Genomic DNA, 26,866 nt, shown 5'->3' on the forward strand with positions numbered 1-26,866 from the left:
GCTATCGTAGACCGGTCCTTAAGGAGGTCCTTCCCTGTCATGACTCTGTCCGTCCGCATTCCCTTTTTGCCGTTTCTGGTGGCCTGCCTGCTCGCGATGCTGGCGCTTGCTCCGGTGCACGCGCAGGAACAGCAACTGCCCGTGGCCGGGGATGGGGCGATCACCCCCAGCGGGATCCCGCGCCCGCCATCGGATGTGACGGCGGGGAGTTATGCGCTGATGGACTTCGACTCCGGTCTGATGCTGGCCAGTCGCGAGCCGCAAGTGGAGCGCGAACCGGCCAGCCTGACCAAGGTGATGACTGCCTACGTGGTGTTCGGCGAGATCACCGAGGGCCGCATGGCGCTGGACGATATGGTCACGGTGAGCGAGCGTGCCTGGCGCACCGGGATGACCGGGGCATCGCGGATGTTCATCGAGGTCGGCGAGGAGGTCGCGGTCGAGGATCTGTTGCGTGGCATGATTGTCCAGTCCGGGAACGACGCCTCTACCGCTCTGGCCGAGCATGTGGCCGGCTCCGAAGGGGCCTTTGTCGACATGATGAACTCCCAGGCTCGTGAGCTGGGGATGCGCCAGTCCTATTTTGCCAACCCGCATGGCCTGCCTTCCGAGGAGTCGCAGTACACCACTGCGCAGGACATGGTGCTGCTGGCGCGGGCGCTCATTCGCGATTTCCCGGATCTCTATGGCTACTACAGCGAGCGGTCCTTCGAGTACAACGACATCTCCCAGAGCAACCGCAATATGCTCCTGTGGCGCGATTCCGGCTTTGATGGGCTGAAGACCGGCTGGACCTCGAGCGCCGGGTACAACCTGGTGTCGTCGGCCAAGCGCAATGATCGTCGCCTGGTGGCCGCGGTGATGGGCATCGAGGCGGCCGACCATCAGCAGGGCGGGACCCGCCGTGCGAACGAATCCCAGGCGCTGGTGAACTGGGGTATGCGTTTCACCGCGACCCGCAAGTTGTTCGAAGGGGCGCACGAACTGGGAACGCCACGGGTCTACCGCGGGGCGGATACCGAGGTCGCCGTGGGGCTGGCCGAGGACTTCTGGGTGATGGTTCCGCCGGGGCGTGAGGACGACCTGGACGCCTCGATGGAGGTGCACCAGCCGTTGGAGGCACCGCTGGCGGCGGGTGACCCGGTCGGTGAGGTGGTCGTGCGCCTGGATGGCGAAGTGATCCGTACCCAGCCACTGGTTGCGTTGCACACGGTGGAGCAAGGTGGCCTCGTGCGCCGCCTTTGGGATGGGGCAGCGCTGGGTATCCAGGCGGCCTGGCCGTTCTGACACGCAGGTTGCGCGTGAGTATTGCCTACTTCAACGGGGACTACCTGCCGCTGGACCAGGTGCGGATCTCGCCGCTGGACCGCGGTTTCCTGTTCGGGGATTCGGTCTACGAAGTGATTCCCAGCTACGCGGGCGAATTCTTCATGCTCCCCGCGCATCTCGAGCGCCTGGATCGGTCCCTCGCGGCCATCCGCATTCTCAGCCCCTTTGATGCGGGGCAGTGGACTGCGCTTCTGGAAGATCTGCTGGCGCGCAATGCCGATCCCGCTACCCCGGATTTGGGGGTGTACCTGCAAGTGACCCGCGGCGTGGCCCCGCGCGATCATGCCTTCCCGCCGGATGCCCGGCCGACGGTCCTCGCGATGGTGAGCCCGATCCGTCCTCTACCGGAGGCCGTGCGCACGGAGGGTGTGGCCGCCGTGACCGCCGAAGATCGCCGCTGGGGCCACTGCGACATCAAGGCGACCACGTTGCTGGCCAATGTCCTGAACCGCCAGGCCGCGGTCGAGCAGGGTGCGGTCGAGGCGATCCTGCTGCGTGATGGACAGCTCACCGAGGGTGCGGCCAGCAACGTCCTCGTGGTCCTCGACGGCCGTCTGGTGACGCCGCCACTTGCGCCTTCGGTGCTACCCGGGGTGACGCGGTCGCGGGTTCTCGATCTGGCGCGCGAGTTGGGCTACCCGGTGGAGGAGTGCGCGGTAAGCGAGTCGGAGCTGGCACGGGCCGAGGAGATCTGGCTGACCAGTTCGACCCGCGAGATCCTCCCGGTCACGCGCCTCAATGACCGGGTCGTGGGTGCGGGACATCCTGGTCCGGTCTGGAAGGCCCTCCATGCGGCCTATCAGGCTGCCAAGCCGGGTGCGCCCGTGAGTGAGCCAATGCAGTCCGGAGGTGCCGCATGAGTGACCGCGAGACCCTGATCGAATTTCCCTGCCGGTTCCCGGTGAAGGTGATGGGGGATGCCCATCCAGAGTTGATGGAGGCCGTAGAAGGTTGCGTGGCCGAACACCTGGATGCCGATGACGCGGTGATCGAGCAACGGGCCTCGCGCGCCGGCCGTTACGTCGGCATCACCATCACCTTTACCGCGACGAGCCAGGCACAACTGGACGCCTTCTACCGCTCCCTTGGCCGCTGCGACCGGGTGCGCATGATCCTGTGACACCGGCCCCGGTCGAGGTGCGCGAGCTGGGGCTGCAGCCCTACGTTCCGGTATGGCAGGCGATGCAGTTGCATGGGCGCGAGCGCGCGGTCGATACCTCTGATGCCCTGTGGTGCGTGCAGCACCCTCCGGTCTTCACCCAGGGGCGCAATGGCTGTCCGGAACACCTGCTGGATCCCGGGGCCGTGCCGGTGGTGGCGATCGACCGCGGTGGTCAGGTCACCTACCACGGGCCCGGGCAACTGGTGATCTACACGCTGCTCGATTTGAAGCGCCTCGGGATCGGCGTGCGCCGTCTGGTCGAGTGCCTGGAACAGGCCATCATCGATACGCTTGCCCAATGGGGTATCGAGGCCGAACGTCGGGCCAACGCGCCCGGGGTTTATGTCGGGCAGGCGAAGATTGCGGCCCTCGGCTTGCGCGTGCGCCACGCCCGCAGCATCCATGGCCTCGCCCTGAACGTGGCGCCGGTGCTGGCGCCGTTTGCGCGCATCAACCCCTGTGGCTATGCGGGCCTGCCGACGACCTCCATGCAGGTCCAGCTTGGTGGTCCGGTCGCAATCGATCGCGTTCGCGACGCGCTCCTGGCGAATCTCGCCATCCAGCTGTACGAGGGGGCGGATGTCGCGCTTCGGCATGAGGCGGCGTTGCCCGCCGAACTGGTGCGCGTGCAGGCATTGGGCCGCAGCCCGGCGCCGTAACACGTCGCCTGGTCTTCCCAAGGCTGGGCTGGTCCCGGTTCATCCTCCGGTGTTTACGTGCCTTCGTCCGGCCGCCTGCCGTGCGCTGACTCGCCAGCGCTCCGCGAGGTGCTTTCTTGCTTGCCCAAGAAAGCACTCTTCGAGGCGCACCCGGATTCCGCCCGGGAACCTTGCTCCAGGGCCCTCGGGCCGGCGGCGCTGAACTCGCTGCGCCTTCGGCTCCGCTCAGACATCCAGCGCCCCATGTCTATTCTTAACTGGCCGGCCCGAGGACCCTTCCGCAAGGGGCTCCATACGGGAGGGGAAGGTCAAAACAAACGGTATCCCGTAGGGTGCGGTTGAGCGCAGCGAAACGCACAATCTCCCACGCCGTGCGAAACCTTGATGCGATTCGCTGCGCTCATCACATCCTACGCCCCCCGGCGCCCGCTTTGCGGGCGCGACACGCAACGGCCACAGGCCGAGCGTGCCGAAGATGTCCAAAGACCTAGCCATCATCCACTGGCAAGAACACGGGGATAGCCGTTGTCTGGACCTACCTCCCCGTTGTCGTCGCGCCGAGTGGAGAGGGTTTTCGCGGGACGATTCTAAATAGACACGGGGCGCTGGATGTCTGAGCGGAGCCGAAGGCGCAGCGAGTTCAGCGCCGCCCGCGAAAAGCCTCGGAGCGAGGGAAACCCCGGCCCGCGTAGCGGGCCGGGGTCGCGGCAGTCGGGCGTGTTTCTTGGGTACTTCTTTGCACGAGCAAAGAAGCCAGTTTTTGATCGACAACGGGCGCGGTGCGCTCGCGAGAGAGCGCCTGGCAGGCGGTGGACGGAGGCACGTCAACACCGGATGCCGAGCGGGCCAGGTTCGCGATGCAGGGCTGGATGGGCCGGTGGCACGGGCCACCGGGGCCGGGACGGGTCAGGCGGTTTCGAGGCCCTGGGCCTGGAGGTCGGCGTGGTAGGACGAGCGGACCATCGGGCCGCTGGCCACCTGCTTGAAGCCCATCTCGCGGGCGCGGTCGCCGAGCTCGTCGAACTCCTCGGGGGAGAGGAAGCGCGTCACCGGCAGGTGATGGCGCGACGGCTGCAGGTACTGGCCCAGGGTCAGCATGTCGCAGCCGTGGTCGCGCAGGTCCTGCAGGACCTCCAGCAGTTCTTCACGGGTCTCGCCGAGCCCCAGCATCAGGCCCGACTTTGTCGGCACGCCGGGGTGCTGTTCCCGGAACTGCCGGAGCAGCTCCAGCGACCAGGCGTAGTCGGCGCCCGGACGGGCCTCGCGGTACAGGCGCGGGACCGTCTCCAGGTTGTGGTTGAAGACGTCTGGCGGGGCCTGGTGCATGATTTCGAGCGCGCGATCCATGCGACCGCGAAAATCCGGTACGAGGATTTCGATTTTCATGCCCGGATTCAGGGAGCGCACCTCGCGGATGCAGTCGACAAAGTGCCCGGCACCCCCGTCGCGCAGGTCGTCGCGGTCCACCGAGGTGATCACGACGTACTTGAGGCCAAGCGCCTGGATGGTCTCGGCCAGGTGACGGGGCTCGTCCGCGTCCAGGGCCTCGGGGCGGCCGTGGGCGACGTCGCAGAACGGGCAGCGGCGGGTGCAGATGTCGCCCATGATCATGAAGGTGGCGGTGCCGTGGGCGAAGCATTCGCCGAGGTTCGGGCAGCTCGCCTCCTCGCAGACGGTGTGCAGTTTCTGCTCGCGCAGGATGCCCTTGATGCGCTGTACCTCGGGCCGTGCCTGGCTTTGCGCGCGGATCCACTTGGGCTTGCGCTGGGGCTTCTCGGTGGGATGGATCTTGACCGGGATGCGCGCGACCTTGTCGGCGGCGCGCTGTTTTTCACCGGGCTGGGGGCGGATTCGAGTGTCCATGGACCTTCCCTGAATTTCGTGGCGGCCGGGTTGTGCGGCCGGTGTGGGGCGATCGGGCGTGCTCAGGCAACCTCGCGGATCAGCGCCTCGACTTCCTGCCTAGCCGTCTCGATGGCGGGCAGGTTGCCGTCCTCGTCCAGGATAAAGCCGAGGCGTTCCACTGCCCGCAGGTCGGTGAGCGGGATGCGGTCGGAGAGCAGGTCGTCTTCGGCATCCCGCGGGCATGCGGCGCGGGCGATTCGCACGATGTCGGTCAGGGCGTGAGCCTCCGGATTCTCCGGGCCGCCGGAATCGCGAATGGCCTCTATGATATCGGATGCCAGGTCCCATTGCTGGGCAACCAGTTCGCCGATCAGGCCTTCCAGTCGGAACAGTACGCGTTCCACTTCCCCGGGTGTTCGGTCCGGATGGGTGCGGGCGACCTCGGCGATGACCGGCAAGGCCCCGACTCGGTGCAGGAGGCCGGCGAGCAACGCACTCTGCGGATCGGCGGCCTCGCACTGGTCGGCCAGCACGCAACTGACCGCGGCAATGCGTGCGGAGCGCCGCCACAGGCGTTCCAGCAGTTCATGGTAGGGGTTGTCGCGATGGATGAAGACCTGGTGCATCGCCAGGGCCATCACCAACTGGCGGGTGCGTTCCAGTCCAAGCCGGGCGACGGCATCCTGAAGGCGCGAGACGACACGGCGGCTGCCCATGGCCGGGCTGTTCGCCACACTCAGCAGGCGGCCGGCTACGCTCGGATCTTCCTCGATGATGCGGGTGGCCTCGGCGATGGAGACATCGGGGTCCTTGAGGGCCCGCTGCAGGTGCAGGGCAACCTCGGGGAGCTGGGGCAGGGCCAGTTCCCCGGAGTAGGCATGGGTGTAGATGCTGCTGAACAGTTCGCCCTCGAGATCGGATAGCTCGATCTCGCTGACCTCGACGCTGTCCTGGCCGCCGCCGTCGATCAGGGTTTCATAGACCTTGCGATCAAGCATGGCGAGGGTCGAGCGAGTCGCGGCGATGGCATGGCTGTGGTAGTCGTGCGCATCGAACAGGGGGTTCAGCGCTTCGCTGCTGTCGCCTTTCAACATGACCGAATTGCGCCCGCTGGCCAGGATCATGCGGCCTTCCAGCAGGAAGATCATGCTGCGGAATTCGTCGCGTGCATGCAGCTTGAAGCCCGGATCCACCGTCATGGTCCGGGCGTGCTGCAGTAGCTTGTCGCGGGCCCGGTCGCTCAGTTCGGCAAACGGGTGCAGTTGGGGGAGGCGTTGCTCGATCACCGCGGTTCAGACGTTGAACATGGCGCGGAGTTCTGCCAGATCCTCGGTGCGCTCTTCCAGGAACGTGATCGGCTCGCCGGGTGGGGGCGGGGTGATCCCGAGGACCTCGAAGGCCGCGACAGCGGTGGCCTCGGGGACGGCCTCGCCTTCGGCGCGGCGGGTGGCCCATTCCGCGACCAGGGCGATGCTGGCGTAGTCCGGTTCGCTGGCGCGATAGCCCCAGTCTCCGGCGTGTTCAGCGACCGTTACCAGGTCGCCGCCCAGATCCCAGTAGTTGATTACCAGGACGCCGGCGAGATTGCTCAGGCGCCGCACCAGCGATTGCACGCGCTCGCGGTCGGGGTGGTCCTCGCGCAGCTCCACGAACTGGATGATCGGGACCGCGCCGATCCCGGCGACCAGCCCGGCCAGCAGTGCCCGCTCGCGGTCCAGCTGCTTCAGCGAGTCCGCGATCAGGTAGCTGTAGGCCGACTGCAGGGCGCCGTGTTTCCAGCTGGACTCCATCGCGTCGCGGGTCGAGGCGTGCTTGGCCTTGAAGGCCTGACGCAGGGCCATGTTCATTGCCAGCATGCGGGTGTTGCGAAAGCCCAGGCGGTTGACCGCGTCGCGCACGGACTGGATCTGCTTGGCGGCGCGAAACAGCGGGCTGTTGGTGGCGTGCAGCAGCGCACCGGCGATGGTCCCGTCGCGCTGGATGACCTCGGTGAGCTTGTCCAGGTCGGCATCCGGATCGTTGGTCAATTCCTGAATGCGCAGCGCGATCTCCGGCATGGTCGGCAATTCCAGCCGATTGCTGGTGATCAGGTCGTAGAGCTCGCCGAAGAAGGCGCCCTCGGTGTCGTCCAGGTCGGTGTCGTGCACTACGAGCGAGGCACTGTGGGCCTTCTTCAGCGCCGCTGTGGGGATCTCCAGCAACTGACAGGTCTTCTCGGTAATGAGGAAGTCCTGCTGCCCGATGTTCTGGTCGAACATCTGCAGGGGGCTGTCCGGATCGGTCGACTCCAGGGTGATGCGGGCCGGACTGCCGCCGCTGACGCGGACCAGCTGGCCGCGTACCAGGAACAGGTAGCGATCCTCGACCTCCTGCGGGCGCAGGCGCCGCCCGGCGTCCAGTTCCCGGGCCAGGCAGGCCGAGGCCAGTTCGCTGCGGGCTTGCTCCGACAGGCTTGAGGTCAGGTCCAGGTCCTGAAGCAGGGCATCAATGCTGGTGCTATCCATGGGGCGGTTCCCGATCCGTGCTGTGCCAATCCGTTCCCGCGCTGCAGCGCCGCGTGGCGGGCCGCGGGGCGTACCCGCTGCGCGGGTTACTCGACTGGTGCCAGTGTAGCATCCGATCCGGAGGCGGGAAGCGCTGACGCCGCCCCACGGCAGGCGAAGCGCGGTCGGTCGGCGGCGTCGATCAGGTCATGGGCTTGCAGAAAGCCCCGCGCATCGGCGGCGTCCTCGCGGAACCAGGCGGCGGTATTTCCCAGGCGGAAGCTGTAGCCCCAGGCGTCCATGTCCCGCATCAGCCGCTCGCGGCCGACGCCGGGGATCTCGTCGGCCAGCAGGATCTGCAGATAACATACGCCGCACTCCTCCAGGTCATCGCCGCCCGCATTGGTATGCAGGGTGGCGCGCCGTCCTGCGTCCATGCAGATGACGTGTCCGGCCTCATGCAGGGCCGAGTGGATGGGGGTGTCGGGACGCACATGCACGTCATGGCCGACGATCCCGGCCTCGGGTTCGCCCCACCAGCTGCCGGGCAGCGGCGCCTGGGCCGGGTGCACGACCAGGCGCAGGCCGTAGCGGGCGAACAGGGTCACGAGCGCGTCCTGCAGGGCTGGGTCGCCACAGGTCTGGATCGCGGGATTGTTCATGTGTCGGAGTCGTCGGGCAGGGCCGTGGTGCGCTTGCGGCTGCGCCGCGGGCATTCCTCGGGGTGCTCGCGGCACCAGGCGTCGACCCGCTCGGTGAGGTCGTCCTGAAAGCACAGCAAATAGAACCGCGCCTGCTCGCGGTTGGCGATGGCGGGCCGCCCCAGGGTGTCCACCACGCCGGTGCGCAGCGCCGCGATGATCGCGTTGGCGGCCTTCTTCTGCGGCCAGGCGGTGATCTGCTCCCAGGCCTCGGGCGTGAAATACAGGCGCAGGAGGTCGGGGCGGGTGGTCAGCAGCATGCGCGTGACGTTGCGCAGGGTGGTCTCGGCCTCGCCCCAGTCGTGTACCAGGCCACCCTCCAGCAGGCGTTCGATCTCCTCGCGACCCTTGGGCGACAGCATCGGCACGCGCGCTGAACGCCTCAGGCGTTCGGGGCATCCTCGGGGGTGAAGGCGCGGATGGACAGGGCGTGGAGTTCGCCGGAGTCGATCTGCTCGCGTACGGTGGCGTAGACGGTCTGATGTTTCTTGACCGCGTTCATGCCAGCAAACTGTGGGCTGACGACCAGGGCCTCGAACTTGCCCTCGCCTCCGGTAACCTCGACCTTCTCGGCCGACGGCAGGCCGGCGCGAATGAGTTCGGCCACTTGATTGGCATCCATGATGAGTCCCCTGATTGGTGCGTATTGGTCAGCCGCGGATGATAGCCGGGCGATGGGCCTGACAGAAGTTCCCCCACGCGGGGAACTCGTTCCCGCGGCAGGGGTTCGTAGGAAAACACCTGCATGGATTGTCGGGCTGGTTTGGGTTGTTCCGGGTTGGCTGCGCTAGCATCAGGTCACTAACGTTCGGCCCGCCGGGCCATGGAGGCAATCGCAATGATCTTCAAGCAACTGTTCGAGGACGAGTCGTCCACCTATACCTATCTTCTGAGCTGCCCGGATACCGGTAAGACCGCATTGATCGACCCGGTCATCGAAACCGTCGACCGCGACATGCGCGTGTTGCAGGAGATGGGCCTGAGCCTCGATTACGTCATCGAGACCCATATCCACGCCGACCACATTACCGGCGCCCGGATGCTGCGCGAAAAGACCGGCTGCAAGCTGGGCGGGCCGGCGATGGACGAACTGCCGTGTCGCGATTTCGGCCTGCGCGAGGGCGAGCCCTTCCAGGTGGGCAACCTGGTGGTCAACCCGCTCTATACCCCGGGACACACGGATGCGCACCACGCCTACCTGATGGATCACGTGGGCCTGAAAATGCTGTTCTCCGGCGACGCCCTGCTGATCGAGGCCTGTGGCCGCACCGATTTCCAGTCGGGGGATGCCAAGACGCTCTATCACTCGATCCACGACAAGTTCTTCACCCTGCCGGACGAGACCCTGGTGTATCCCGCGCATGATTACGAAGAGCGCCAGATCACCACCATCGGCCAGGAGAAGATGCGCAACCCGCGCCTGGGCAAGGGCAAGCCGGAGGCGGAGTTCGTGAAGATCATGGACGAGATGGACCTGCCGTACCCGAAGAAGATCGACTGGGCCCTGCCGGGCAACGAGGGTTGCGGGATCTGCCCCGACAACCTGCCGGACGAGAAGAGGCGCCTCTGCGAGACCGATCAGCAGGGCTAGTTCGACCCCTTCCGGTGGCCCCGCCAGGAGCCACCGGTTCCGAATGTTCATCCGGTGGGCGGTTTTTACCGCCTGCCGGACCCCGTACACTCCCGCGATGACCGAACACACACCCGTTGACGTGCTGGGTCCGCTGGACCGCCTGCGCGCGATCATGGCGCGGCTGCGTGATCCCGAATCCGGCTGTGCCTGGGATCGGGCGCAGACGGCCGGGACTATCGTCCCGTTCACCCTGGAGGAGGCCTATGAACTGGCCGACGTGATCGCGCGCGACCAGGGCGCGGCGGCGGACACCCGCGAGCTGCGCGACGAGCTGGGGGACCTGCTGTTCCAGGTGGTATTCCAGGCGCGCATCGCCGAGGAGGCCGGGCGTTTCGATCTGGATGATGTAGCGCGCGCGATCGGCGACAAGCTGGTGCGCCGGCATCCGCACGTGTTTGCCGATGTCGAGCATGCCTCGGATGCGGAGCGCGAGGCGGCCTGGGAGGCGGACAAGGCCCGGGAGCGTGCCGATCGCGCCCAGACCAGCGCCATGGACGACATCCCGCTGGCTCTGCCGGCCCTGTCGCGAGCGGTGAAGAGCCAGCGCCGCGCCGCCCGGCTCGGTTTTGACTGGGACGATCCGGCGCCGGTGGTCGCCAAGATCCACGAGGAGCTGGCCGAGGTACAGGAGGCCGTGGATCAGGGCGAGGCCGAGGCGCGCATCGCCGAGGAGGTCGGCGACGTGCTGTTTGCCGTCAGTAACTGGGCGCGCCACCTGGGTGTGGATCCGGAGGGGGCGCTGCGCGGAAGTACGCGCAAGTTCGAGGCCCGCTTCCGGCATATGGAGGCCCTGGCCGCCGCGCGCGGCGAGACCCTGGGGGCGCTGGACTTCGCGGCCCAGGAGACCCTTTATCAGGAGGCGCGGCGCCGCGAGCGCCAGCCTTACGACGAATCCGAGACCAAGGACCCGAGATGAGCGACGCCGTCGAACTGCCCGACCACTTTCTGCCGGCCCGGATCGAGACGATCGAGCAGGTCACCCCGTTGATCAAGGTGTTCACCCTGGCCGCGGACCCGCAGCGCTTTACCAGCAAGGCCGGCCAGTGGCTGGATCTGGTGATCCCGCAACCCGAGGGCAAGCCCTTCGTCGGTGGTTATTCGGTCGTGTCCGCGCCGCGCTGGGATGGCCGTTTGCAACTGGCCATCAAGTACGCTGACCACCACCACGCGACGCATCACCTGCACGCGGTCGCGCAGGAAGGCGACACCGTGTACATCACGCCGGGACAGGGCAGTTTCTTCTTCGAGCCCGGCATGGCAAGGAATGTCGTGCTGCTGGGGGCCGGCATCGGCGTGACGCCGCTGTTCGGCATCCTGCGCGCGATCCATGCCGACATGCCCGAGGTCTATGCGCATCTGGTGTACAGCGTGGCGCACCAGGACGAGGTGCTGTTCCCGCAGGAGCTGGAGGCGATGGCCAAGGCGCCGAATATCGACGTCAGCCTGACCGTGACCCGCGAGGCCGAGGACTGGCTGGGTCACACCGGACGTATCAGCCATCGGCTGCTGGAGTCGCTCGATCTGCCGCGCGATGCGCTGTTCTACTTCTGTGGTTCGCGCGAGTTCATCGAGGACATGGCCACCCTGCTGGCGGAATGGGGCATCCCCGAGGCGCAGCTGAAATACGAGAAGTGGTGGTAACGCGCCGCGTGTCTAGCTGAACCCGTCATTGCGAGTCGCCGCAGGCGACGTGGCAATCGATGTGCTCGGCCACCTGATCCCAGCGCTTTGCCAGCGTGGGGGGGATTACTCGCTCCGCTCGCCCTTCGGGCCGGCCTGCGGCCATTCAACGCAGCTTCGCTGCTTTTGTGCTTCGTCGCTGCGCTCCTCGCAATGACGGGAGGGAAGGCAGGCGCGGTGCTCGAACCGAGAAGGATTACGGCCGGCGGGTGTCGCCCGGGCGCAGGGCGTTTTCGGGGGCGAGGATGGTCGGCTGGCCGTCCAGGGCCGGGTCGGTGTCCGGGTAGTCGCGGATGAAGTGCAGCCCGCGGCTTTCCTTGCGCGACAGGGCACTCTTCACGATGATCTCGGCGACCATGGCGAGGTTGCGCAGCTCCAGCAGGTCCGGGGAGATGCGGAAGTGGCTGTAATACTCGTGGATCTCTTCCTGCAGGATGCGGATGCGCCGCTCGGCGCGGTGCAGGCGTTCGCGTGCGCGCACGATCCCGACGTAATCCCACATCAGCCGGCGCAGCTCGTCCCAGTCGTGGGCGACCACCACCTCTTCCTGCGACTCGGTCACTCGGGACTCGTCCCAGGCCGGCGGCACGGGGAGCTTCTCGGGGGCGGGCAGATCGGTCTGCGACAGGATGTGGTCGGCCGCGGCACGGGCATACACCAGGCACTCCAGGAGCGAGTTGCTGGCCATGCGGTTCGCGCCGTGAAGGCCTGTGTAGGAGGCCTCGCCGGCGGCGTACAGCCCCGGCAGGTCGGTCTGGCCGAAGTGATTCACCATCACGCCGCCGCAGGTGTAGTGCGCGGCCGGCACCACCGGCAGCGGCTCGCGGGTCATGTCGAAACCGTATTCCAGACAGCGCTCGTGAATGGTGGGGAAGTGTTCGCGGATGAACTCGGCCGGCTTGTGGCTGATGTCGAGGTTCACGTGGTCGATGCCGAGGCGCTTCATCTCGTGGTCGACGGCACGGGCGACGATGTCGCGCGGGGCCAGTTCGGCGCGCTCGTCGAAGCGCGGCATGAAGCGTTCGCCGTTCGGCAGGAGGAGGACACCACCCTCGCCGCGGACCGCCTCGGAGATCAGGAACGACTTGGCCCGCGGATGGAACAGGCAGGTCGGGTGGAACTGCATGAATTCCATGTTGGCGATGCGGCAGCCGGCGCGCCAGGCCATCGCGATGCCGTCGCCGGTGGAGCCGTCCGGATTGGAGCTATAGAGGTAGACCTTGCTGGCGCCGCCGGTGGCGAGGATTACGGTCGGGGCGAGGATGGTCTCCACCTCGCGGGTCTTGGCGTCCTGCACGTAGGCGCCAACCACGCGGCGGGTGCCGTCCACCGGCTGGGTGATCAGGTCCACGGCCACGTGGCGTTCGAACACCTCGATGCTGCCCTGGCCCGAGGCGCTGCGCACCAGGGCTTCTTCGATGGCTCGCCCGGTGGCATCGGCGGCGTGCGCGACGCGCCGGGCGCTGTGCCCGCCCTCGCGGGTCAGGTGCAGCCGGCTGCGGCCCTCGAGCGGCTCGCGGGTGAACGGCACGCCGAGGTTGAGTAGCCAGTGGATCGCCTCGGGGCCCGCCGCCACGGTGCGGCGCACGGCGTCCGGGTCACACAGGCCCGCGCCCGCGTCCAGGGTGTCCTGAATGTGGGCATCAAAGGAGTCGGTGCGGTCGAGGACTGCCGAGATCCCGCCCTGGGCATAGCGGGTAGAACCCTCGTCCACCGGGCCCTTGCTGATCACGGTGACGCGACGGTGCGGGGCCAGATGCAGGGCTGCGGAGAGCCCCGCCGCGCCGCTTCCGATCACGAGGACGTCCGCCAGGCGCGGTTGTTGTACTGTCCCCATGGGTCAGGTAACGTGCTGCGCTTGTTGCCAGAGCGAATTGTGGCCCTTGCGCAACAGTGTTGTGCGCAAAGCGAACTTAATGCGAGTCAGGCGGTCCATGCAACATAGAATACCGGAGACTGGCGTGTTGGCGGGAGTCCCCGCATGAGCGAGAAGGCTTCCGACGAGGCCCTGGTCAAGCGAGTTCAGAAGGGCGACAAGGCGGCCTTCGACGTCCTGGTGCTGAAGTACCAGCACAAGATCGTCAACCTGGTTGGGCGTTATGTCCATGACCATGCAGCGGCCCTGGACGTGTCTCAGGAGGCCTTCATCAAGGCCTACAAGGGGCTGGCGAACTTTCGTGGCGAGAGTGCGTTCTATACGTGGCTCTACCGCATCGCCATCAACACGGCCAAGAATCACCTTGTCTCCCAGGGACGGCGGCGGCCCGAGGCCGAAATCGATGCGCAGGACGCGGAACAGATGGGCGGTGACTCCGCCCTGAAGGACAGTGCAACCCCGGAGGGGGAGCTGTTGTCCGAAGAGATTGAAGGGGCGGTGCGTCGCACTATCGAGGAACTGCCCGACGACCTTCGGATGGCCATCACACTGCGCGAGATCGAGGGACTGAGTTACGAGGAAATCGCGCAGACGATGGGATGCCCGATCGGCACGGTCCGGTCGCGCATCTTCCGGGCCCGCGAGGCCATCGACCGGACCTTGCGTCCTTTGTTAGACAACAACTGAACGAGTAGCGCCATGACAGAGCAAGTCTCAAAGAATGAACGTCTTTCGGCCCTGGTGGACGGAGAAACGGATGACTTCGAGACGCGTCGCCTGATGGATGAACTGGTCAAGTCCGAAGAGGACCGCGGCCAGTGGGAACGCTATCACCTGATCGGCGATAGTCTGCGCGGCGGGATGCGCCGCACGGCCCCCGCGAACTTCATGGACGGTGTCCATGCGGCCCTGGCTGACGAGGCGCCGCTGTCGGCTGCCCACAAGCCGGCGCAGCCGCGCTGGCTGAAGCCGGTTGCGGGCACCGGCGTGGCCGCCGCGGTCGCGATGGTGACCCTGGTCGGGATGCAGATGCTGGGGCCCGACACGGGCACGCAGGAGGCCGCTCCGGTCGCCAGCGAGACCCGTACCCCGGCACAGGTCGCCGATGGCGTGCAGCGGGCCAGTACCTCCGACGTCGAGGCCCCGGCCGCCGGACGCGAGTCGCTGGACCCACGCTTTGCCCGCTACCTCGAAAATCACGCGGAACTGACCGGGCCGGGTTCTACCGCCCTGGGCCGGGTTCGTTACTCGGTGAGTGACGAGTAACGCGTGATGCGCCGCGGCCTGCCGTTCGTCCTGGTTGCCGCCACTGCACTTTGCTGTGTTCCGTTGCCGGTTCTGGCCGGGGATCAATCCCCGGCAGACTGGCTGCAGCGGATGACCAGTAGCCTGCATTCGGAGAGTTACCAGGGAACTTTCGTGCTCCAGCGGGATGACCGACTGGACGCCATTCGTGTGGTGCACGCCGCCGAGAACGGTGGCTACCGCGAGCGCCTGGAAACCCTGACCGGAAGCCACCGCGAGATCCTGCGGTCGGTCGACCGTCTGAGCGCGTTGAAGGGAGCCCGGGCCGCAGCCGGCGAAGGTGGTGGAGGGGCCCCGCACTGGCCGGCCGGAGCGCCGGTCTTCCTGCTCGAGCATCACGATCACTACGCCCTGGAAGACATGGGCGTGGACCGAGTCGCCGGACTCGAGTGCCGCATGATCCTAGCGCGTGCCCGCGATATGCTGCGTTACAGCCATCGCTACTGCCTGCACACCGCGACCGCGCTCCCCTTGCTCAGCGAACTGTACGACGGTCACGGGGCGCTGCTTGAGCGCCTGGCCTTTACCGATCTTGAGCATCTTGACGAGGTCGCGGAAACCGCCCTCGAGGCGACCCGCGAGGACGCCGAGCATGTCGAGGTGCGAGCCGACCATGGGCACAAGAAGCCCGACTGGGACGAGCAGACCGGCATGGACGGCTGGAGCTTTGCCAACCTCCCGGATGGCTTTTCCGCGATTGCCGCGTCCGAACGCCGTGTCGGAGACGACCAGGCCAGCCTGCGTCATTTCGTGTTGAGCGACGGCCTGGCCTCGGTCTCGGTCTATATCGAGAAGGCCAGCGGCGAGCAGATGTTCGAGGGCACGACACGTGCCGGGGCCACGCACGGGGCCGCGCGTTCGATCGCGGGGCACCAGGTCACTGCGGTGGGCGATGTCCCGCAGGCGACGGTGCGGGGCGTGCTGGACGCCGTGGTGCATCACCCCGGCAATTGAATCGCCACATGGGCCCGCAAGCATGAGTGAATGGATCCGCGAACAGGGAACCGTGCTCTCGGTGGAGGGCTACGCGGCGCGTGTGCGTATCGAGCGTCGTTCGACCTGCGGCAGTTGTTCGGCCCGGACGGGCTGCGGCAGCGGCGTCCTGTCCGAGGTGCTGGGCCGCAAGGCAGTGGAGGTGTCCATCGGCCATCCCGGCTCGCTGCAGCCGGGAGATACCGTGACCCTGGGTATTCGCGATCAGGCGCTGGTTTCGGGGGCCCTGGCGATGTACCTGCTGCCGCTCGCCGGCCTGGTGGCGGCGCCGGCACTGCTGATGCTGGTCGTGCCCGGCCTCGGGGAGGGCTTTCATTTGCTGGCCGGGGCCCTGGGGTTCGCGGGCGGGCTGCTCGGCGTGCGCGCCTGGCTGCGCCGGCGCGCCCCGGATCTGGCGCCGGTGCTGCTGGAGCGCCATCCGGCCACGGGAACCCACCGCGCTGCGGCACCCATGGCTGCGCCCCGGCCCTGAATCTTCGCGCCGGTCGTCGGGAACTTGTGGCCGGGCCGGCTTTCTAGAGCCATGAACCTACGACTTCCCAATGCGGGCTGGATGATGATGAAACCGATGCAATGGGCACTGGTGGCCCTGACCTTTCTCGCCCTGTCGCTGCCGGCCTCGGCGCGCATGCTGCCGGACTTCGTGCCGCTGGCGGAGGAGCACAGCCCGGCGGTGGTGAATATCGCGACCACCCGCGAGCGCGAGAACCCGCATCGCAGTCAGATGCCGGACTTCGAGGGCTCGCCCTTCGAGGACCTGTTCGAACGTTTCTTTGGGGGCCCCGGGGGCGAAGGCCCGCGCGGGCCTGAGCGCTTCGAGCGCAACTCGCTGGGTTCCGGGTTCATCTATACCGAAGATGGCTACATCATCACCGCGAACCATGTGGTGGAGGGCGCCTCGGAGGTTGTCGTGCACCTGTCCGACCGGCGCGTGTTCGACGCCGAGATCGTTGGCAAGGACCCGCAGAGTGATGTGGCCCTGCTCAAGATTGACGCCGAGAACCTGCCCACTCTGAAACTGGGCTCCTCGTCCGATCTGAAGGTTGGCGAATGGGTGCTGGCGATCGGTTCACCGTTCGGCTTCGACCACTCGGTGACCGCCGGCATCGTCAGTGCCAAGGGGCGCAGCCTCCCGAGCGAGAATTACGTGCCGTTCATTCAGACCGATGTGGCCATTAACCCGGGCAATTCCGGGGGGCCGTTGCTGAACCTGGATGGCGAGGTGATTGGCGTCAACGCGCAGATTTACAGCCGGACCGGCGGTTTCATGGGGCTGTCCTTTGCCGTGCCCATCGAGATGGTGGGCGACGTGGTACAGCAGTTGCGCGAGCACGGCGAGGTGACGCGTGGCTGGCTGGGTGTGCTGATCCAGGAAGTGACCCGCGAGCTGGCCGACTCCTTCGGCATGGACAAGCCGGCCGGGGCGCTGGTCTCGCGCGTGCAGCCGGACAGTCCGGCGCAGAAGGCCGGCTTTGAAACCGGGGACGTAATCCTGTCGTTCAACGGCATCGAGGTGCCGAACTCGTCCGCACTGCCGCCGATTGTCGGGCGCACGCCGGTGGGCGTCGAGGCCGAGGTCGAGGTGCGCCGTGGTGACGAGACTCGTACCATCATCGTCGAGATCGAGCGTCTGCCGGAGGATATCTCCGCCCAGCGCGGCGGGCCGCAGCGTGAGGCCCCGGAGCGGACCGAGCCGCAAAGCCTGTTGGGGATGGTCCTGGAGCCGCTGGATGCCGAGCGTGCCGCAGAGCTGGACGTCGATGGCGGCCTGGTGGTCCGGGACGTCACCGACAATCCGGCGCGCTCGGCCGGGGTGCGCTCCGGCGACGTGATCGTCCAGTTTGGCGGCCATGCGGTCGACTCGGTGGAGAGCCTGGAGAAGCGGATCGAAGAGGTGGGTGAGCGGCGCACGGTGCCGGTACTGGTGTACCGTGGCGGCAATCCGACCTATATCGCCCTGCGCGTTCCGCGGGACTGAAACCGCCTCGTGCTGCGCTCGCGCGGGTCCAACGGCGCGGGTGCTGCGGGGCAGCAATGGAGAACGGGAGGGCTGCCGGCGGGTTCGGCAGCCCTCCCAATCGTTTCTGGATGACCGAACTGACCCTTTATCATCGCGAGAGCTGCGGTCTCTGCCATGACATGCTGGCCGAGATCATGGCCCTCAAAAGCCGTTATACTTTCGCGCTTACGGTCGTCGACATCGACGAGGACACGGACCTGCAGGCGCGTTTCAACGTCAAGGTCCCGGTGCTCGCGGTCGACGACGACATTCTCTGCTGCCATTTCCTCGACCGAAAGGCACTGCTGGACCTACTGGCCCCTGCATGACCGAAACCCGCCTTACCCGCAATTTCTCCATCATCGCGCACATCGACCATGGCAAGTCCACGCTGGCGGACCGCCTGATCCAGGGTTGCAACGGCCTGACCGAGCGCGAGATGTCGGAGCAGGTGCTGGACTCGATGGATCTGGAGCGCGAGCGCGGAATCACCATCAAGGCGCAGAGCGTGTCGCTGTTCTATGACGCCCAGGATGGTCAGCGCTACCAGCTGAACCTCATCGACACCCCGGGGCACGTGGATTTCTCCTACGAGGTGTCGCGCTCGCTGTTCGCCTGCGAGGGTGCACTGCTGGTGGTCGATGCGTCGCAGGGGGTGGAGGCGCAAAGCGTCGCGAACTGCTACACCGCGCTCGACCAGGGCCTGGAGGTCGTTCCGGTCCTGAACAAGATCGACCTGCCGGCCGCCGAGCCGGATCGGGTGGCGGCCGAGATCGAGGATGTGATCGGTATCGAGGCCACCGACGCCCTGCGAGTCTCCGCGAAGACCGGCGAGGGGATGGCCGAACTGCTGGAAGAGATCGTGCGTCGTATCCCGCCGCCGGAGGGCGATTCCGAGGCTGCACCCAAGGCGCTGGTGATCGACTCCTGGTACGACAACTACCTGGGCGTGGTCGCGCTGGTGCGGGTGAAGGCCGGACGCTTCCGCGCCGGGCAGAAGATCAAGGCGATGTCGGTCGGGCGTGCCCACGAGGTCAGCCGGGTGGGGGTGTTCACGCCCAAGCCGGTGGATCGCGCGACCCTGGAGGTCGGCGATGTCGGCTATCTGATCGCGACCATCAAGGACATCTCCGGGGCCAAGGTCGGGGATACCTTCACGGACTTCAACAACCCGGCCTCCGAACCCGTTCCGGGCTTCCAGGAGGTTCAGCCGCGGGTGTTTGCCGGGCTGTTCCCGGTCAGTGCAGAGGACTTCAACGACCTGCGCGATGCCCTGGACAAGTTGCGCCTGAACGATGCCGCGCTGTCCTTCGAGCCGGAGACCTCGCAGGCGCTGGGCTTCGGCTTTCGCTGCGGCTTCCTCGGCATGCTGCACATGGAGATTGTGCAGGAGCGCCTGGAGCGTGAATACGACCTCGACCTGATCACCACCGCGCCCACCGTGGTCTACGAGGTGGAAAGAAGCGACGGCGAGGTGGTCATGGTGCACAACCCCTCGGAGCTGCCCCCGAACAACGAGATCGGCGAGATCCGCGAGCCGATCATCGAGGCCAATATCCTGGTCCCGCAGGAGTATGTCGGCGCGGTGATCACGCTGTGCGTGGAAAAGCGTGGGTCGCAGACCAAGATGCAGTACCTGGGGCGCCAGGTGCAGCTGGCCTACGAGTTGCCGATGTCCGAGGTGATGCTGGACTTCTTCGATCGGTTGAAGTCCGCGACCCGTGGCTATGCGTCGTTCGACTATCAGCCGCTGCGGTTCGAGGCGGCGCCGCTGGTACGTGTGGATATCCTGATCAACGGCGACCGGGTGGATGCGCTGTCGGCAATCGTGCATCGCGACCACGCCGAGTCGCGCGGGCGCCAGATCATCGAACGCATGGCGAAGATCATCCCGCGTCAGATGTACGAGGTGGCGATCCAGGCGGCGATCGGGTCGAAGATCATCGCGCGCTCCACGGTCAAGGCGATGCGCAAGAACGTGCTGGCCAAGTGCTACGGCGGGGATGTCTCGCGCAAGCGCAAGCTGCTGGAAAAGCAGAAGGCCGGCAAGAAACGCATGAAGTCGATCGGCCGGGTGGATGTCCCGCAGGAAGCCTTCCTCGCGGTGCTGTCGGTAGACGACGACAAGAAGTAACAACCAGGCCTGCGGCCCGGACGGGTCGCAGGGCGATCCCCGGCGGACCGGGAACAGAGGACACGGCATGGCAAATCTCGAACTGATCCTGGTGCTGGCAACCGCCGTGACCGGCCTGATCTGGCTGGGCTGGGTGATCCTGCGGCGGCGTCGGAGCCCCGAGCGCCAGCGCGAAATGCCCTGGTTCGTCGATTACTCGCGCTCGTTCTTCCCGGTCCTGCTGATCGTGCTGATCCTGCGCTCGTTCGTGGCCGAGCCCTTTCGCATCCCCTCGGGTTCGATGATGCCCACCCTGCTGGTGGGCGACTTCATCATGGTCAGCAAGTTTTCCTACGGCATTCGTCTGCCGGTGACGCGTACCAAGATTCTCGACACCGGGGAACCGGAGCGGGGCGAGGTGGTGGTGTTCAAGTACCCGCGCAACCCGGCCGAGGACTACATCAAGCGTGTGATCGGCCTGCCGGGCGACACCATCGCGTTCCGCGACCGCGTCCTGTACGTGAATGGGGAGCCGCAGTCGGCCGAGCGCGTCGGGACCTTCGAGGGCGAGGGCTCGGGGCAGGTGATGTCGGGTGCCTCGATCTTCGAGGAGACCCTGGACGGGCGCACGTATAACACCCTGATGCGCGAGCAGCAGGCCAGCCTGGATGGATCGGTCACCGTGCCCGACGGGCACTACTTCATGGTCGGTGACAACCGCGATAATTCCAACGACAGCCGGTCCTGGGGTTTTGTCGCCGAGGAGCATCTGGTTGGGCGTGCGCTCTTCATCTGGCTGCATTGGGATTACAATGAAGGCCATCGGGACTTTTCCCGGATCGGCCAGGCGATTCGCTAGTAGCCCCGCGGGGGCGGGCAAACAGGGACGGGGTTTTCATGCAACATTCCAGACACTCGATGCAGGGCGCGGGCGCGATCACCATTCTCGCGCTGATCTTCCTGGCGCTGCTGGTCGGTACCTTCGTGATCAAGATGGGCACGCAGTACACCCAGTTCCTCACCGTGCGCTCGATCATGCAGGACGTCGCCACTCAGGCCGGCGCGGCAGAGAAGAGCGAACGCGAACTGTGGCGCGAGATCAACCGCCGCTTCCAGATCAATTCCGTATACGACGGGATCGGCGAGGAGGACTTCAGCGTGACCGAGAATGGCGCCAGCCGCCAGCTGCATCTGCAGTACGAGGTGCGCCGGGAATTCCTCGGCAATGTGGACGTGGTGGCGCGCTTCTCGAACAGCGAGACGCTGGCCCCCTGATGGGGTCAGCGTCGGTTCCTTGCATGCTTTGTCGGGTGGGTTCGTGAGCCGGGATTTTCGCAGTCTGCTGCCCGCGGCCGTGCGCGACGGCGACGGGATTGACCAGGCGTTGACCCACCGCAGCGCCGGCGGGCGCAATAATGAGCGCCTGGAGTTCCTGGGTGACGCCGTCCTTGGGCTGGTGATCGCCGACGCCCTGTACGAGAAGCTCCCGGACGCCCCGGAAGGGGATCTCACCCGCCTGCGTGCGGCCCTGGTCAATCGCGAGTCGCTGGCGGATCTGGCTCGGGAGACCGGCCTCGAGGGCACGCTGAACCTGGGGCAGGGCGAGCGCAAGAGTGGCGGCCAGCGCCGCGACTCCATCCTGGCCGATGCGGTGGAGGCCCTGATCGGGGTGACCTACCGCGAGGCCGGGATGGAGGCCGCGCGCGACTTTACCCTGGCGCTGTATGTCGAGCGCCTGAACGATCTCCCGTCGGCCGAATCGCTGAAGGACCCCAAGACCCGGCTGCAGGAACAACTGCAGGGCCGCAATGCGGATCTGCCGGTCTACGAGGTGCTGGAGGTGGTCGGCCCCGATCACAAGCGCCAGTTCACCGTGGCGGTCCACCTGCCCACCCAGGGCTGGGGCCAACGTGGCCAAGGCTCCTCGCGCCGTCGCGCCGAACAGGCCGCGGCCGAGGCGGCCCTGAAACGCCTGCAACAGGTACAGGAACAATGAGTGAAACCGTAGTCCCCGAACCCGCCACCACGCACTGCGGGCTGGTCGCACTGATTGGCCGGCCCAACGTGGGCAAGACCACGCTGATGAACCGCCTGGTTGGGGAGAAGCTGGCGGCGACGACCCGCCGGCCGCATACCACGCGCAATCGCATCCTCGGCATCGTGACCGAGGGGCAGGACCAGGTCGTACTGATGGATACCCCGGGGATCGATACCGAGCGTACCCAGCTGGTGAACCGGGTCCTCAATCGCACGGCCAGTCAGGCGCTGGCGGATGCCGATCTGGTCTGCTTCATCGTCGAGGCTGGAGAGTTCGGCCCCGGCGACGAGCGCATCGAGGAGACCATCCGTCATTCCGGGCGTCCGGCACTCCTGGTGATCAACAAGGTGGACCAGTGTCGGGAGAAGGAAGAACTGCTGCCGTTCATCGAGGCCCGCGCCGCGGCCTTCGGCTATGTCGGCGTGGTACCGCTTTCGGCGAAGACCGGATCCAACCTGGACGGTCTGATTGCGGAGATTCGGGCGCATATCCCGGAGGGACCGTTCCTGTACGACCCGGATCAGCTCTCGGATCGCCCGCAGCGCTTTCGTGCCGAAGAGATGATCCGCGAGTCCATGCTGGAGCATCTGGGGCAGGAAGTCCCGTACTCGGTGGCGGTGCGCGTGGAGGAATGGGCGGACGAGCCGCGCACCACTCACATTGATGCCGTGATCCTAGTCGAGCGCGACAGCCAGAAGGGCATCGTGATCGGCAAGGGCGGGCAGCGACTCAAGCGCATCGGCCAGGCCGCACGCGTCCAGTTGGAGGCGCTGCTGGAGCGCAAGGTGATGCTGCGCCTGACCGTGCGTGTCGAGGCCGACTGGACCCGCAACCCGCGCGCCCTGCGTGACCTCGGGATCGAAGAATCGCGGTGAGCGCGACCGCCGGGCTCACCCAGGGGGTGGTCCTGCACGCCCGCCCGCTACGCGAGAACAGCCGGGTGCTCGACCTGCTCACCGCCGAGGCCGGGCGCCTGTCGGCAGTGGTGCGCGGCAAGGCCGGATCGGTGCAGCCCTTCGTGCTGCTGGATCTCGCCTGGCGTGGGCGCGGCGAGCTGCCGACGCTGAATGTGGCCGAGCAGCAGCGGGTCTTCCCGCTGACCGGGCGGGCCCTGGTCTGCGGGCTGTACCTGAACGAACTGATCCTGCGCCTGTACCCACGCGACGCACCGATCCCGGAGGCCCTCCCGGCGCTGTTATCCGCTTATGCCCGGCTGGCCGCCCGCGAGCGCGCCGATACGGTCCTGCGCCGCGCGGAATGGGCCCTGCTCGCACCACTCGATTCCGGGCTCGAACACGTGGACCCGGCCGAGCTGGACCCCGATGCCTGGTACCGCTACGACCCGGAGGCGGGGGTCGAGCGTGTGGCCGCCGGTCGCAGCGAGGCGATCCCCGGTGTCGCGCTGCAGGCGCTGGCCAGCGCCTGCGACGTGCCGGATAATCAGGCCCGCGTCAGCCGCGACTTCATGCGTCGGCTGATCGACACCCATCTGGCCGGGCGGCCGCTGCGGACCCGGGGTCTGCTGTAGTGGCCCGGACCGCAGCCATACAAGGGCATCGCATCATGTCGCATCCTGCTCCGCTGAAGCTCGGGGTCAATCTCGACCATATCGCCACCATCCGCCAGGCGCGGCATACGCCGTACCCGGACCTGATGCAGGCCGTGCGCCTGGCCGAGGCCAGCGGGGCGGATTCGATCACCCTGCATCTGCGCGAGGACCGGCGCCACATTCAGGATGACGACGTGTTCGGGATCAAGCCGCGGCTGAAGGTCCCGATGAACCTGGAGATGGCAGCCACCGAGGGGATGCAGGCGATCGCCCTGAAGCTGCTCCCGGAGGCGTGCTGCATCGTGCCGGAAAAGCGCGAGGAGTTGACCACCGAGGGCGGCCTGGATGCCGTGGGCCAGCTGGAGCGGCTGCGCGAGTTTGTCGCGCCGCTGACCGCCGCCGGGATCGAGGTCTCGCTGTTCGTGGAGCCGGATGCGCGCCAGCTGGAGGCCGCCGTGGCCATCGGCGCCCCTGTGGTGGAGCTGCACACCGGCGCCTATGCGAATGCCCGCGATGTCGCCGAGCGCGAGCGGCTCCTGGGCGGGATCAACGGGGCCGCTGCGGCCGGCCGGGCCATGGGGCTGGTCATCAACGCGGGGCACGGGCTGGACTATGACAACGTGCGGCCGATTGCTGCCAACCCGGTGTTTCACGAGCTGAACATTGGGCATTCGATCGTGGCGCGGGCCCTGTTCACCGGCCTGCCCGAGGCGGTCAGCCATATGCGCGGCCTGATGGATGCCGCGCGCCAGGGTCTGCCGCCCGGTCAGTACCCGGTTTGAGCGCCGGATGATCCTGGGCATCGGCACCGATCTGGTGCAGGTCGCGCGCATGCAGGGCATGTGGGAGCGCCACGGTGCGCGCCTGGCGGAACGTATCCTGCACCCGCTGGAGCGCGCGGACCTGCCGCCCGAACACCCGGCCGGTTTTCTCGCCCGGCGCTTCGCCGCCAAGGAGGCCCTGTCCAAGGCGCTCGGCTGCGGCATCGGGGCGGATATGGCACTGGCCGAAGCCGGCGTGACCCATGATGCCCGTGGTCGGCCGGAGTTCGTGCTGGAGGGGCGTGCCCGCGCCACGGCCGAGCGTCTGGGCGCCGGGACCATCCATCTCAGCATCAGCGACGAGCGCGATTACGCCCAGGCGTTTGTCGTGATTGAGGCCGAGCCGGCCGGTATGCGCACCGAGAAACCCCCATTTCCCTCCGGACGTGGTTGCCCGCCCGGAGGCGCCTCCCTAGAATGTGACCCCTTATGCCCGCCGGTCTCCATGGATTCCGCGTCGGGCGCAGCCCTGAGCGAGCGACGGAGTCCACTCCATGCCCTGGAACGAACCGGGAAACAACAACCGCGACCCCTGGAGTGGGGGTGGTGGCGGCCAGCGCGGTAGCGGTGGCGGCGGAGGCGGTAACCAGCCGCCCGATCTCGAAGAAATGATGCGCAAGCTGTCGCGTCAGCTGAACGGCATCTTCGGCGGGGGCGGCAGTGGCGGCTCCGGCGGTTCCGGAAGCGGCGGCATGGGGCGCGGCACGCAGGCCCTGGTCAGCCTCGGCCTGATCATTGCCGTGGTTGTCTGGCTGGCCTCCGGATTCCATATCATCTCGGAAGGCGAGCGCGGCGTCGTGCTGCGTTTCGGCGAATTCCAGCAAGTGAAGAATCCGGGGCCGGGCTGGCACCTGCCGTACCCGATCGAGCGCGTCGAGATCGAGAATGTCGACAACGTGCGTACGCTCTCCCACCGTGCGCTGATCGTGACCGGTGACGAGAACATCATCGATGTCGACATCGCGGTGCAGTACCGCGTCCTCGATCTGGTCGACTACCTGTTCAACGTGCGCGACCCCGACACCACCGTGAACCAGGTGATGGAGTCGGCGATCCGCGAGCGTATCGGCAAGAACAACCTGGACTTCATTCTCGGCGAGGGGCGTGGCGAGATCGCATCCTCCTCGCGAGTGGTGATGCAGGAAAACCTCGATTCCTATGGCGCGGGCATTATCGTGACGGCCGTGTCCATGCAGCAGGCGCAGCCGCCGGAGCCGGTGCAGGAGGCCTTTGCCGACGCGATTCGTGCCCGCGAGGACGAGGTGCGTTTCCGCAACGAGGCCGAGGCCTACGCCAACGGTGTGATTCCGCGGGCACGCGGTCAGGCCGCCCGTATCATCGAGGAGGCCGAGGGTTACCGGGACCAGGTGATCGCGCGCGCCGAGGGTGACGCCTCGCGCTTCGATCAGTTGCTGGCCGAATACCAGCAGGCGCCGGATGTGACTCGCGACCGTCTGTATCTCGAGGCCGTCGAGGCCGTGCTGCAGGATTCCCGCAAGGTCATGCTGGATGTGGGCAGCAGTAACAACCTGATGATGCTGCCGCTGGATCAACTGTTCCAGGGGCAGCGCTCCACCACTAATTCCGGTGACACGCCAACACCGCGGCCGCTGGATACCAGCCGCAGCACGTTCGGCAACAGTGGCACGGGCACGAACCGACTGGGCGATCGCAGCCCGGCCGCCCAGCGTTCGCGGGAGGTTCGCTAATGTTACGCATCGTCGGTATTGCCGTAGTCGTGCTCGGGATCGTGGTCGCGCTGTCGACCTACACCGTCGACGAGCGTGACCGCGTGATCAAGTTCGCCCTCGGGGAGATCCGGGAGGTCGACCCGGCCCCTGGGCTGCACTTCAAGTTCCCGCTGATCCAGAACGTCGAGAAGTTCGACGCCCGGATCATGACGCTGAATATCCCGCCGGACCGGTTCCTGACCTCCGAGGCGAAGAACATCATTGTCGACTTCTACGCCAAGTGGCGGATCGACGATGTCGGCCAGTTCTACCGTGCCACCCGTGGTGACGAGCGTCTGGCCGAGGAGCGCCTGGCCCAGATCCTGCGCGACGGGATGCGTAACGAGTTTGCGCGCTTCGAGTTGCAGGACGTGGTCGCTGGCGAACGCCTGACGATCATGGGTGCGGTGCGCCAGACTGCGTTGGAGACCGCGCAGGAGCTGGGGATCGACCTGGTTGATGTCCGCATCCGCCGCATGGACCTGCCGGAAGAGGTGTCCGAGTCGGTGTACGAGCGCATGCGCGCCGAACGTCAGCGGGTCGCCCAGGACTTCCGCGCCCGTGGTCAGGAAGAGGCCGAGCGCATCCGTTCGCGCGCCGACCGTGAACGCACGGTCATCCTGGCGAACGCCTATCGGGACTCGGAAGAGATCCGCGGTGCCGGTGATGCGATCGCCACCGAGACCCTCGGCCGGTCGTTTGGCGAGGATCAGGAGTTCTTCCGCTTCTATCGAAGCCTGATCGCCTACCGCAATAGCATGAGTGGCGAGAACAGCACCTTCATCCTGGAACCGAACTCCGAGTTCTTCCAGTTCTTCAACGCCCCCGGTGGCGAACGCCCGGCGCCGTTGCCGACCCGGTAAAGGAGGGGCGGAGGCGGTCCGCCGTGGCCGCCTCGAAGGTGGCCGTTTGCAACGGGCCCGGAAGATTCCGGGCCCGATTTTTGCCGG

The 26,866-nt window shown here is 66.8% G+C and carries 30 protein-coding genes and 1 pseudogene; 23 read left to right on the top strand and 8 right to left on the bottom strand.

What is annotated here, in order from left to right; translation table 11 throughout:
• Positions 1–39 precede the first annotated feature (39 nt).
• Genes F622_RS0100760 through lipB form a run of 4 tightly spaced genes read left to right on the top strand, consistent with a single transcriptional unit; the run spans position 40 to position 3,150 of the window.
• Positions 40–1,287 (top strand): D-alanyl-D-alanine carboxypeptidase family protein, encoded by a 1,248-nt coding sequence (locus F622_RS0100760; protein ID WP_019571155.1) that lies wholly within the window; start codon positions 40–42, stop codon positions 1,285–1,287.
• Positions 1,288–1,301: 14 nt separating this feature from the next.
• Complete coding sequence (locus F622_RS0100765; protein WP_019571156.1) at positions 1,302–2,189, top strand: D-amino acid aminotransferase; 888 nt, start codon at positions 1,302–1,304, stop codon at positions 2,187–2,189.
• On the top strand, positions 2,186–2,449 hold the full coding sequence (locus F622_RS0100770) for a YbeD family protein (RefSeq protein WP_018144082.1): 264 nt from the start codon (positions 2,186–2,188) through the stop codon (positions 2,447–2,449). The genes F622_RS0100765 and F622_RS0100770 overlap by 4 nt, the downstream gene beginning before the upstream one ends.
• Positions 2,446–3,150, top strand: a complete 705-nt coding sequence (gene lipB, locus F622_RS0100775) for a lipoyl(octanoyl) transferase LipB (RefSeq protein ID WP_019571157.1) — start codon at positions 2,446–2,448, stop codon at positions 3,148–3,150. Before F622_RS0100770 ends, lipB begins: the two co-directional genes overlap by 4 nt.
• A gap of 225 nt (positions 3,151–3,375) precedes the next feature.
• On the opposite strand, the gene F622_RS14170 is transcribed toward lipB, so the two are convergent.
• The 7 genes from F622_RS14170 to F622_RS0100805 form a co-directional block, all read right to left on the bottom strand.
• Positions 3,376–3,648, bottom strand: a complete 273-nt coding sequence (locus F622_RS14170; RefSeq protein WP_081620957.1) for a hypothetical protein — start codon at positions 3,646–3,648, stop codon at positions 3,376–3,378.
• Between the two features lie 408 nt (positions 3,649–4,056).
• Complete coding sequence (gene lipA / locus F622_RS0100780; RefSeq protein ID WP_019571158.1) at positions 4,057–5,013, bottom strand: lipoyl synthase; 957 nt, start codon at positions 5,011–5,013, stop codon at positions 4,057–4,059.
• A 62-nt stretch (positions 5,014–5,075) separates the two neighbouring features.
• Positions 5,076–6,281: an HDOD domain-containing protein gene (locus tag F622_RS0100785; protein ID WP_018938402.1), complete on the bottom strand. Its 1,206-nt coding sequence runs from the start codon at positions 6,279–6,281 to the stop codon at positions 5,076–5,078.
• Between the two features lie 6 nt (positions 6,282–6,287).
• On the bottom strand, positions 6,288–7,499 hold the full coding sequence (locus tag F622_RS0100790) for an HDOD domain-containing protein (RefSeq protein WP_019571159.1): 1,212 nt from the start codon (positions 7,497–7,499) through the stop codon (positions 6,288–6,290).
• Between the two features lie 86 nt (positions 7,500–7,585).
• On the bottom strand, positions 7,586–8,140 hold the full coding sequence (locus tag F622_RS0100795) for a hypothetical protein (RefSeq protein ID WP_019571160.1): 555 nt from the start codon (positions 8,138–8,140) through the stop codon (positions 7,586–7,588).
• Positions 8,137–8,541 (bottom strand): hypothetical protein, encoded by a 405-nt coding sequence (locus tag F622_RS0100800; protein ID WP_019571161.1) that lies wholly within the window; start codon positions 8,539–8,541, stop codon positions 8,137–8,139. Before F622_RS0100800 ends, F622_RS0100795 begins: the two co-directional genes overlap by 4 nt.
• A 20-nt stretch (positions 8,542–8,561) precedes the next feature.
• Positions 8,562–8,801: a BolA family protein gene (locus tag F622_RS0100805; protein WP_018144075.1), complete on the bottom strand. Its 240-nt coding sequence runs from the start codon at positions 8,799–8,801 to the stop codon at positions 8,562–8,564.
• A 216-nt stretch (positions 8,802–9,017) separates the two neighbouring features.
• Here F622_RS0100805 and F622_RS0100810 point away from each other — a divergent pair, with 216 nt between their 5' ends.
• Genes F622_RS0100810 through F622_RS0100820 form a run of 3 tightly spaced genes read left to right on the top strand, consistent with a single transcriptional unit; the run spans position 9,018 to position 11,453 of the window.
• A complete protein-coding gene (locus F622_RS0100810) occupies positions 9,018–9,770 on the top strand; it encodes an MBL fold metallo-hydrolase (protein WP_018168135.1) in 753 nt (250 codons plus the stop codon).
• A 43-nt stretch (positions 9,771–9,813) separates the two neighbouring features.
• A complete protein-coding gene (mazG, locus tag F622_RS0100815; protein ID WP_019571162.1) occupies positions 9,814–10,728 on the top strand; it encodes a nucleoside triphosphate pyrophosphohydrolase in 915 nt (304 codons plus the stop codon).
• On the top strand, positions 10,725–11,453 hold the full coding sequence (locus tag F622_RS0100820) for a ferredoxin--NADP reductase (RefSeq protein ID WP_019571163.1): 729 nt from the start codon (positions 10,725–10,727) through the stop codon (positions 11,451–11,453). The genes mazG and F622_RS0100820 overlap by 4 nt, the downstream gene beginning before the upstream one ends.
• A 235-nt stretch (positions 11,454–11,688) precedes the next feature.
• Here F622_RS0100820 and nadB read toward each other — a convergent pair whose 3' ends face one another.
• Positions 11,689–13,329 (bottom strand): L-aspartate oxidase, encoded by a 1,641-nt coding sequence (gene nadB, locus F622_RS0100825; RefSeq protein ID WP_019567746.1) that lies wholly within the window; start codon positions 13,327–13,329, stop codon positions 11,689–11,691.
• Positions 13,330–13,473: 144 nt separating this feature from the next.
• Here nadB and rpoE point away from each other — a divergent pair, with 144 nt between their 5' ends.
• From rpoE to hflC, 16 genes and pseudogenes are all read left to right on the top strand, one after another.
• Entirely contained in the window at positions 13,474–14,055 is a 582-nt protein-coding gene (gene rpoE / locus F622_RS0100830; protein WP_018168138.1) for an RNA polymerase sigma factor RpoE, read from the top strand.
• A gap of 12 nt (positions 14,056–14,067) precedes the next feature.
• On the top strand, positions 14,068–14,634 hold the full coding sequence (locus F622_RS0100835; protein ID WP_018144069.1) for a sigma-E factor negative regulatory protein: 567 nt from the start codon (positions 14,068–14,070) through the stop codon (positions 14,632–14,634).
• A gap of 6 nt (positions 14,635–14,640) precedes the next feature.
• Entirely contained in the window at positions 14,641–15,627 is a 987-nt protein-coding gene (locus tag F622_RS0100840) for a MucB/RseB C-terminal domain-containing protein (protein ID WP_018144068.1), read from the top strand.
• A 22-nt stretch (positions 15,628–15,649) separates the two neighbouring features.
• The gene (locus tag F622_RS0100845; protein ID WP_018144067.1) at positions 15,650–16,138 is read left to right on the top strand and encodes a SoxR reducing system RseC family protein; all 489 of its coding nucleotides are present in this window, start codon (positions 15,650–15,652) and stop codon (positions 16,136–16,138) included.
• A gap of 81 nt (positions 16,139–16,219) precedes the next feature.
• The gene (locus F622_RS0100850) at positions 16,220–17,644 is read left to right on the top strand and encodes a DegQ family serine endoprotease (RefSeq protein WP_019571164.1); all 1,425 of its coding nucleotides are present in this window, start codon (positions 16,220–16,222) and stop codon (positions 17,642–17,644) included.
• Between the two features lie 110 nt (positions 17,645–17,754).
• Complete coding sequence (locus tag F622_RS0100855; RefSeq protein ID WP_019571165.1) at positions 17,755–17,994, top strand: glutaredoxin family protein; 240 nt, start codon at positions 17,755–17,757, stop codon at positions 17,992–17,994.
• Positions 17,991–19,799: a translation elongation factor 4 gene (lepA, locus tag F622_RS0100860; protein WP_018144064.1), complete on the top strand. Its 1,809-nt coding sequence runs from the start codon at positions 17,991–17,993 to the stop codon at positions 19,797–19,799. Before F622_RS0100855 ends, lepA begins: the two co-directional genes overlap by 4 nt.
• A gap of 67 nt (positions 19,800–19,866) precedes the next feature.
• Positions 19,867–20,637 carry a signal peptidase I gene (gene lepB / locus F622_RS0100865; protein ID WP_018144063.1) on the top strand — a complete coding sequence of 257 codons (771 nt, stop codon included), beginning with the start codon at positions 19,867–19,869 and terminating at the stop codon, positions 20,635–20,637.
• 59 nt (positions 20,638–20,696) lie between these two features.
• Positions 20,697–21,053, top strand: coding sequence for a DUF4845 domain-containing protein (locus tag F622_RS0100870; RefSeq protein WP_018144062.1), 357 nt, complete (start codon positions 20,697–20,699; stop codon positions 21,051–21,053).
• A 43-nt stretch (positions 21,054–21,096) separates the two neighbouring features.
• Positions 21,097–21,774 (top strand): ribonuclease III, encoded by a 678-nt coding sequence (gene rnc / locus F622_RS0100875; protein WP_026289529.1) that lies wholly within the window; start codon positions 21,097–21,099, stop codon positions 21,772–21,774.
• Positions 21,771–22,691 carry a GTPase Era gene (era, locus tag F622_RS0100880; protein WP_018168143.1) on the top strand — a complete coding sequence of 307 codons (921 nt, stop codon included), beginning with the start codon at positions 21,771–21,773 and terminating at the stop codon, positions 22,689–22,691. Before rnc ends, era begins: the two co-directional genes overlap by 4 nt.
• Positions 22,688–23,344 carry a recombination protein O N-terminal domain-containing protein gene (locus tag F622_RS0100885; RefSeq protein ID WP_018168144.1) on the top strand — a complete coding sequence of 219 codons (657 nt, stop codon included), beginning with the start codon at positions 22,688–22,690 and terminating at the stop codon, positions 23,342–23,344. Before era ends, F622_RS0100885 begins: the two co-directional genes overlap by 4 nt.
• 35 nt (positions 23,345–23,379) lie before the next feature.
• The gene (locus F622_RS0100890) at positions 23,380–24,147 is read left to right on the top strand and encodes a pyridoxine 5'-phosphate synthase (protein ID WP_019571166.1); all 768 of its coding nucleotides are present in this window, start codon (positions 23,380–23,382) and stop codon (positions 24,145–24,147) included.
• Positions 24,148–24,154: 7 nt separating this feature from the next.
• A pseudogene (acpS, locus tag F622_RS13340) lies at positions 24,155–24,526 on the top strand (holo-ACP synthase); the annotation flags it as partial.
• A 154-nt stretch (positions 24,527–24,680) separates the two neighbouring features.
• Positions 24,681–25,895, top strand: coding sequence for an FtsH protease activity modulator HflK (gene hflK / locus F622_RS0100900; protein WP_018144056.1), 1,215 nt, complete (start codon positions 24,681–24,683; stop codon positions 25,893–25,895).
• Positions 25,895–26,779, top strand: a complete 885-nt coding sequence (gene hflC, locus F622_RS0100905) for a protease modulator HflC (protein WP_018938413.1) — start codon at positions 25,895–25,897, stop codon at positions 26,777–26,779. Before hflK ends, hflC begins: the two co-directional genes overlap by 1 nt.
• The last annotated feature ends 87 nt before the right edge of the window (positions 26,780–26,866 follow it).

Origin of the sequence: Thioalkalivibrio sp. ALMg3, from assembly GCF_000381225.1 — a bacterium.
Taxonomy (GTDB): Bacteria; Pseudomonadota; Gammaproteobacteria; order Ectothiorhodospirales; family Ectothiorhodospiraceae; genus Thioalkalivibrio; species Thioalkalivibrio versutus.